General features: G+C 34.7%; 7 protein-coding genes. 4 read left to right on the top strand and 3 right to left on the bottom strand.

Annotated features, from left to right (window positions below):
• The 3 genes from KM934_RS11950 to KM934_RS11960 all read right to left on the bottom strand — a co-directional run.
• Positions 1 to 588, bottom strand: a 588-nt coding sequence (locus tag KM934_RS11950; RefSeq protein WP_252344994.1) for a transposase, incomplete at its 3' end; no start/stop codon positions are given.
• Between the two features lie 210 nt (positions 589 to 798).
• Complete coding sequence (locus tag KM934_RS11955) at positions 799 to 1,812, bottom strand: leucine-rich repeat domain-containing protein (RefSeq protein WP_215760831.1); 1,014 nt, start codon at positions 1,810 to 1,812, stop codon at positions 799 to 801.
• 287 nt (positions 1,813 to 2,099) lie between these two features.
• Positions 2,100 to 2,984 (bottom strand): Abi family protein, encoded by an 885-nt coding sequence (locus tag KM934_RS11960; RefSeq protein ID WP_215760832.1) that lies wholly within the window; start codon positions 2,982 to 2,984, stop codon positions 2,100 to 2,102.
• Positions 2,985 to 3,490: 506 nt separating this feature from the next.
• On the opposite strand from KM934_RS11960, the gene KM934_RS11965 reads away from it, so the two are divergent.
• The 4 genes from KM934_RS11965 to KM934_RS11980 are packed head-to-tail and all read left to right on the top strand — an operon-like array spanning position 3,491 to position 7,470.
• On the top strand, positions 3,491 to 4,156 hold the full coding sequence (locus KM934_RS11965; protein ID WP_215760833.1) for a hypothetical protein: 666 nt from the start codon (positions 3,491 to 3,493) through the stop codon (positions 4,154 to 4,156).
• A complete protein-coding gene (locus KM934_RS11970) occupies positions 4,146 to 5,450 on the top strand; it encodes a hypothetical protein (protein ID WP_215760834.1) in 1,305 nt (434 codons plus the stop codon). The genes KM934_RS11965 and KM934_RS11970 overlap by 11 nt, the downstream gene beginning before the upstream one ends.
• A complete protein-coding gene (locus tag KM934_RS11975; RefSeq protein WP_215760835.1) occupies positions 5,444 to 6,736 on the top strand; it encodes a WG repeat-containing protein in 1,293 nt (430 codons plus the stop codon). The genes KM934_RS11970 and KM934_RS11975 overlap by 7 nt, the downstream gene beginning before the upstream one ends.
• A complete protein-coding gene (locus KM934_RS11980) occupies positions 6,712 to 7,470 on the top strand; it encodes a DUF2971 domain-containing protein (protein ID WP_215760836.1) in 759 nt (252 codons plus the stop codon). Before KM934_RS11975 ends, KM934_RS11980 begins: the two co-directional genes overlap by 25 nt.
• Positions 7,471 to 7,544: the final 74 nt, after the last annotated feature.

Below are 7,544 nucleotides of genomic sequence, written 5' to 3' on the forward strand. Positions count from 1 at the left end.
TGTCTTGGGACGTCCAGGCTTGTGGGAACGAGGCCCCGTATACACATAGTATAGGCTCGCTGTATCCCTGAAGCGGCTGACAAGATGGAAACCGCACTCTTTGATTCCATCCACAAACGGACGGATAGAGAAGAAGGCGTCAGCGACAACAATATCGGTGACCTTCAACAATTCCTTCTTGTAACGCTTGATGACCGCTATGTAATGTTGCACGAGAGTCATGTTGCGCAGTTTCAACTCTCCTGTAGATGGAGTCTGATGGGCGCGCAGCATCATGCAACTGTTGGCATAGACATCGACAAGAGCCAGTCCCATGATTTCAAGTCCATGCTTCATGGAACTTGCACAACCGGACCAGAAAGTACCGATATGCGGAGTCTTCTTACCAGACTTGCTGATGTAGCTCGGATCAATGGCAATAGCCAATAGACCATCCATATTCAAGTAACGTCTGCAAAGGGCAAGGTTGAACTTCACCCAGTCTATGCATTTAGCACGGCCACGGTTGAAATTCGTTCTGTAGGTCTGCTCGCAATGGGTGCCGTAGCGCTCCATTTGAGTGAAATTTATCTTTCTTTGTATCGTCATGTACAATAAGAGTATTTCCAAGAGAAGGTTTTCGAAAGTTTTGCTTACCTTTGCAGATGAACTTTTGATAGCATCTCTGCAGATTTCCGTATATTGGTTGAGTGGTTCTGATGTCATGTTACTTTAAGCTTTGATCACTATAAAGTTACTGATAATCAGCCACTTAACCAAATTTTATTAGTTATATTACGTTAATTAACTCCTTCATTTTCAAACGATTACGTTAGAATTAACAGAGTATTGCCAAATATTTGCAGATGAATATAATGAAACAGAATTCGCAGGAACATTCAATCTGCATTTTGAATATAATTCACTTGAAAAAGTATAGTTTTCAAGCATTATTGGAATATCATGCTTAACAGTTATATCTTCTATTGCATTACAACCATAGAACGAGTATGCCTTAAGATTAGTCACATCAGAACCTATGGTTAATTCTTTTATAGTTTCTTTTCCATAAAAAGGTAAATAATCATTTCTATTTCCTACCCAATAAGAACTTGCCATATTTCTTCCAATATAGACTTTTTCTAATGGACAATCATAAAAAAGAGATTTCTTGTCGTATCCATTAGTCCCCATTCCTATACTGTTTGAACAATCTTCCAAAACAACTTCTTTTAGCGAGTAGCATCCATAAAAGGCATTATCTTCAATTCTAACAACATTTCGTGGAATAACAATTTCTTTCAAAGATTTGCAACCAGAAAAAGCATCGGAATTAATAATCTTTATGTTAGAAGGTATTGATATGTTTTCAAGCTCTTCACATCCAGAAAACATTTTTTTTGCTATTGTTTCTACTTTATCGGGAATAGTTATTTCTTTCAAATTTGTACAACCCTCGAACACATAATCTCCCCAATAGATAATACTATTTGGCAAATCTATCTTTTTTAAATTGACGCAACCAGAGAAGCAAGCGGATAGGATAAATTTTGTATCATTTGCTATATTGTAGCTATCTAAATTTTTATCAACAACCCTAACAGCACACTTTCCCGCATATTGAATATTGTCAATTATAGGTAAGTTTGTACAGCCTTCAAATGCTCCATTTCCTATTTGTTCAAGAGAATTAGGAGTGTTAATTTCTGAAAGCGAAGAACATCCGCTAAAAAGATATGGGCCAATAATCTTAACATTGTTACCAATAGTTACATTTGTTAGCTCAGTTTGATCCATAAATGGCGAGATAGAATAACCTATGTTAGATGTCATTGTTTTTTCTTTTAGATTTCTTCCTAAGTACAATCTTTGGATAGGGTTTCCTATGAACAATGGTTGCCTATTGTATTGTCCATACCCTAATGTTAAGTCCAAATCAGAATCTTCAAATTCTACAGTTTTTAAATGATTGCAATATGAGTATATGTATATGTCTAAATATCAGTTATTTGTGGTTAATACGGTAGAAAAGTGGCTTGTTTTCTAATTGGATACAGAAATTAGGGTGATATTTAACGTATTTAACTTCCATTCACTTACAAAACGGTGTTTTTGTTAGGTTATCTCCAAATTGAGAGTTGTTTCCAATTGCTGGGGAATCCCATATCACGCAAAGACAGCAGGCGTATATTTCTATTCAGCATTGATAATAGAAAATCTTTGAAGTTGTTTGACTCATCTATGGAATCCAAAAGGTATTTAATGGCTGAGAGTAATGGGAAAAGTTTGTTGCGCTTAACTGTATTCAAACTTTCTCTATCCATAAATAGTCGTGAGGTGTTGTAGGGCAACACCATATTGACCATGAAACGGCGGTTCCAAATTCTGCCATGATGTGCACAGCAATTACGGAGATTGGAAATGGCATGAAACCAATTTTCAAACACGTTTATATCCGCTATGCCATACGATTGGGCTAACCTTTTCTTATTGTCATCCTTCTTCAAGGACTGATAAAGACGGCTGAGTGTTCCAAACGATACCACTTCAAGGGACATCCAGCATGGAGGCAACTCTGGCTCCTCGTACTTATTATAATAATGCTTGATAAATTCCTCATTACTTCTGTTTACATCTGCGCCAATATCCTCGATAAGCCTGTCAAAATCACAGCGATATAGCTCTTTGTTTAGAAACCAATGGCTGTCACGTGTTTGCTCTGAGTAAATTTGTGTCATGCGAGCACGAATGGAGACTTCTATTCTTGCAATAGCATTGAAAAGCAAGTAACGTAGGTCACGGTCAAACTTGTAAAGATCTGTAATTTCTGAAAAATGGATGTCATCCCTTACAAACAGGTGCTCACCGTCATCACTGTTGTCTTGAAATGGATAAGTGTATGCACGGAGTCTATAATAGCTTACGTCAAAAAGAAATTGTTCCGCTTCTTTCTTGTCATCAAAAAGCAGTCCTTTGCTTTCAAGTTTATCCACTTGTTCTGACAAACTGAAAGGTCTCTTGTTATATGTTTTTGCAGACATAAACCTATAAAAACTCGAAGACCTCCCCGGGTGCGCTGGTCTACGGGAAGCGTGGGAGGTCATATTGCTTGCAAAATTACAAAATTTCTTGGACTTGGCAACCTTTTATCATCATTTTTCTTCAAAAATCAAGTTATTTCTTGTTAAATTGTTTATTATTTATACTTTTTGAGCTACAAATGTGTTGTTTTCTATAATAATCGCAAGAATTCTCAAAATAAATTTGTAATTTTACACTCGGATTTGGCAAAAGCCATCTCCAGACATTTTAGAAATATAGGAGCGTTATGCTACTCTTGTAAGTGCGAAGCCTGAGAAACTGAAACACAAAATCAACAAGAATTGGCATGGCAGTTTCCACGTTATAGCGTGGGCTGCTTAACCATATCTGTTGATTAAGGTTTTCTCAGGGCCTGCACTTTAAGACGTGGTTATTGGCAGTACCACGCTTCTTGTTAATAGAAAACAATATGTGGAAGAAACTAATTTGGACAGCAGTGTTAGCTATCGTGCCTTACACCAAAGGCTTTTGTCAGGCGAACTTGAACGGTATATTATCGTCTTATTCGTCAAATATTAAGGTGTGTAATGCACCATACGCTAATAGTTGCATTTATGAAACGAATTACGTTCGTGTTGAACAATCTGATGATTATTTAGTCATCCAATATGGATTTGCATGGGATAGTGAAAGAAATGACTATATCTCGAAAAATTCCCTTCGTGTAAATCTTCGAACTTCGACCTTTTATACTGGGATGTGGTACAATTCTTTTGGCAGATGGGATCATGTTGGGAACAAAAATGTATTAACCATAGAAGATGAAAATGGTATTGACCTATACATTACAGGTACACAATCTTATAATCAAGGGGCGAAACGAAATCTTATCAATTCCATATGCTTTGACATGGGAACGGAGCCTGTTGCAAATAAGGTACTTAATGAATTTCTTAACCTACAAAAAGGATATAAAGAAAAAGATCCTTGGTTACAACCAGTAGTTACACAAAAAGAGCAAATAAATAGTAATTCACCAAAGAAGAATTCTCATAAAGCTCGTACTGTAAAGAAACAAGTCCCTAATAATAAACGTGTTGTACGGAAAACAAAATCTGGAAAATATGGACAATAAAGTAATTGTATTTTTTGCGTATATATGTACCTTAATAGGTATTGCATCATGTTCTGATGGAAGCAAAACTTCGTCAGACTCTATAAAGCCTGTGGTTTCTTGCGAGAATGAGATTTTGAATGTTACTTCCCTAGACGAGAAAGAACATAATATTAAGATTTACATTGAGAAAAAAGAAGTTGTAAACAAATCTTATTCTGATGTTTACAAAGCAAGTATACCAACTATATTTAAAGGGTATGGCTCTAACTATGAAATTGCCCTTATGGCAATTTCTGGAATCTCAACAGGAATTGCTTTGAACATAAAAATAGATGATGTTATTGATACTATTGTATATGCGACCATTGAACCTTTAGAAACTAAAAAATGTACATCAAGTATTCGTGGTAATTGTGCAAGACTGATTTCCGCTGAGTCAAATCCAGAACAAGAAGTAAACATCAAAAAATGGTTGTTTCGCAAGAATAAGCAGCTTGAACAATATCAAATAGACCAAATGAAAGGTATTCTTGCAAAAATCAATTCTAATGGAACTTCTGACTACGTCACAAATGGAACTATACCTGTTCTGAAGAACTTTGCAGGAGTGTCTTATCAAGTGTCATCTGAAATGAAAGCAGACCATTATATCCTTTATGCCTCAAGCTCTGACAAAGAAATAAAGGATTTTGTGGAGGAAATTGTTGCCAATGATTTCGAGTTGACATCAAAGTCATTAGGCACAAGTATGAATTGTTATCGTAAAATGGACAGCGATGGCTATAAATGCATAACACTTATTGGCATAAATGATGATTGGTCTTACAATGTTGAACCTTTAGGTCTAGTAGCAATCGATAATACTCCACCAAGGCAATTAAGTACTCCTTCTCAGGGCATAAATCAAATACTATTAAAAGGAAATAAACGAGTTGTTATTCCCAAATCAAAGCCCATGATAGACGGAATGGCCAATGTTTCTGTTTTAGATTGGGATGGTAATGGTCTTGAATGTAATGTTACTTTTAATGTTTTGTTCTCAGGAGATGCTAAATCTATTACAGTAGTACGAAATAAAAAATTGTGTTATCCAGGAGAACATCGAATAGAAAATAAAGTGGTTAATTTATCAGATAAAGATAGTCCTTATATGTTTACATATACACTTCACTTTGAGGGTGGAAATAATATAATCCCAATTATTGTAGAAGATTATCACGGAAACAGAAATGAATACACCATCAATGTTCCTGCAAGATTTACAAGGAATACACCTGATGTTCAAATTGACAATAATATAAACGTATGGTAAAGAAAATAATATTTTTAGGACTGATAGTTCTATCTACATTAGCCTCGTGTAATCATTCTGATATAAATCTTTATAGAATTCAAGAGAATGGACTATATGGATTTATTGATTCTACAGGTACAGTTGTTATCGAGCCTCAATACAAATATGTGTCAAGTTTTAACTTATATGGGTATGCTACTGTAATTACGGAATATTCATTAAAAACCGAACAAGGAAAATATGGTGGACTTGACACTCTATTACATGTTAAATACGGTTTTATTGACAAAAGTAATACCCTTGTTGTTGACACCGTTCATACGTTGGATTTATCTGCAACCCAGCTGCAACAAATGGGTTTACATCAAATTTACAAGAAATATTCAGAGAAATTCATCAATGGAGCATTAGGTTTTAATGACATCATTGATGGCAAGGCTATTCAGATTAGAGCAGGGCAACATTTAGTACAGAACTCCAGAACAAGATTGATTGGATACATGAATCTTTCAGGCGATACTACTATAGCTGCTAAATATAATGCTTGCAATCCTTTTTATGGTGGTGTTGCCAGTGTATTAATGGTGAGAGAAATACCAACTGCAAATAACTTAATTGAAAGTCTAAACTCTGTTATACTTATTGATTCTTTAGGAAAGGTGTTGACAAAAGACAAGTATTTCATTATACCTAATTTTTCTGGTGTTGAAAACTCATGGAGTTGTAAACTAATGTTAGACGAAACCAATAATCCTGATTTCGTATGGCTATTATTAGATAAAAATGGTAGAGTCTGTTCTGATTCTATAAGATGCACAAGAGTATATAACGCTGATTCTGATTACTATATTTGGCAACAATCATTATTCGATACTCCATTTTATTCATATATCAATAAAAAAGGTTCTTTTTTGACTGATTTTGACCACGGTGGAACAATTTCCTTAAGTAATGAAGCTTTCACAGATGTTACATCATTCACAGATACTATTGCAGGTGTGAAGGTTAGATATGGAGATACCCCATGTTGGACATTTGTAAATAAGGAATTTGATTTTATCTCACAGCCATTTGATTCTGTATCTTTTTTTAGCGAAGGATTAGTTGCTGTTAAAGAATTTTCTACTGGTAAAACGAACAGTAAATGGGGATTCGTTGATAGACATTTTAAGGAAGTCATACCATATAAATATGATAAAGTCGGCACGTTCATTAAAGGATTAGCTTACTTTAAAATTGGAGGTATTGAAGGATATATTAATAAAAGCGGTAAAGTAGTATGGCATCATACAGTGAAGAATTAGAGAATGTCGCCAATTTTATGACATATAATGGAAATCACTTATTTCACTATACGTCTTTTGCATCAGCTCTGAAGATTATTTCATCCCAAAGGCTTCTTTTCGGTGATTTTAAAAATATGAATGACATTTCAGAATCACGTAGAGAAGTCTTTGATGACATGGCAATTGCTGAATTAAATAAATACAAGTCCATTAGTTTTACAGAAGATAAAACAGGAAAAAGAGGTTTTGAAATAGATTCTCTATGGGGATATTACGCAGAAAAGGGTAAAGGCGTTTGCCTTGTATTCGACAAATCAAAATTGATTTCGCAATTTAAGGGGAAAACTATTTTTCAGCGGTATGGACGAATTAAATACATCAAAAATTTCACCAACGCACTTTTCTTTGAAGATGGAAATATATCTGTTGATAAACAAATTAAAAGAAAGTGTAAAGATATTTTCTTTACAAAATCAACAGATTGGCACATGGAAAATGAATATAGATTTTTGATAAGGTCTGAACAGAATAACGATGACTATTTGGAATATAAAGATGCATTAATCGCTGTTATAATCTGTATGCCATTAGCTAAATCTATTATAGAAACGTGTGAATATAAGACATTGAAAAGAGTTGCAGATGTGCCAATATTGCACTACCATACGAGTTTGGGTAACAAAACTCTTACTGTTATAGGAGGAGATGTTTTATGGCCATTATTTGGTGTTGATCAATTTTTAGATGCATAGTAATATTCGAATAACTCTTATCAATAGTTCGTTAAAATTTGAGATAAAGGCTAAGCAGTTTTACGCTGCCAGCC

The sequence above is a fragment of the Hallella faecis genome, from assembly GCF_018789675.1.
In the GTDB taxonomy this organism is placed as follows: domain Bacteria; phylum Bacteroidota; class Bacteroidia; order Bacteroidales; family Bacteroidaceae; genus Prevotella; species Prevotella faecis.

Bases quoted from the DNA above. Each gene is read 5' to 3' on its own strand.
- KM934_RS11955 (WP_215760831.1), bottom strand. From the start codon at position 1,812: ATGACATCTAACATAGGTTATTCTATCTCGCCATTTATGGATCAAACT.
- KM934_RS11965 (WP_215760833.1), top strand. From the start codon at position 3,491: ATGTGGAAGAAACTAATTTGGACAGCAGTGTTAGCTATCGTGCCTTAC.
- KM934_RS11975 (WP_215760835.1), top strand. From the start codon at position 5,444: ATGGTAAAGAAAATAATATTTTTAGGACTGATAGTTCTATCTACATTA.
- KM934_RS11980 (WP_215760836.1), top strand. From the start codon at position 6,712: ATGGCATCATACAGTGAAGAATTAGAGAATGTCGCCAATTTTATGACA.
- KM934_RS11970 (WP_215760834.1), top strand. From the start codon at position 4,146: ATGGACAATAAAGTAATTGTATTTTTTGCGTATATATGTACCTTAATA.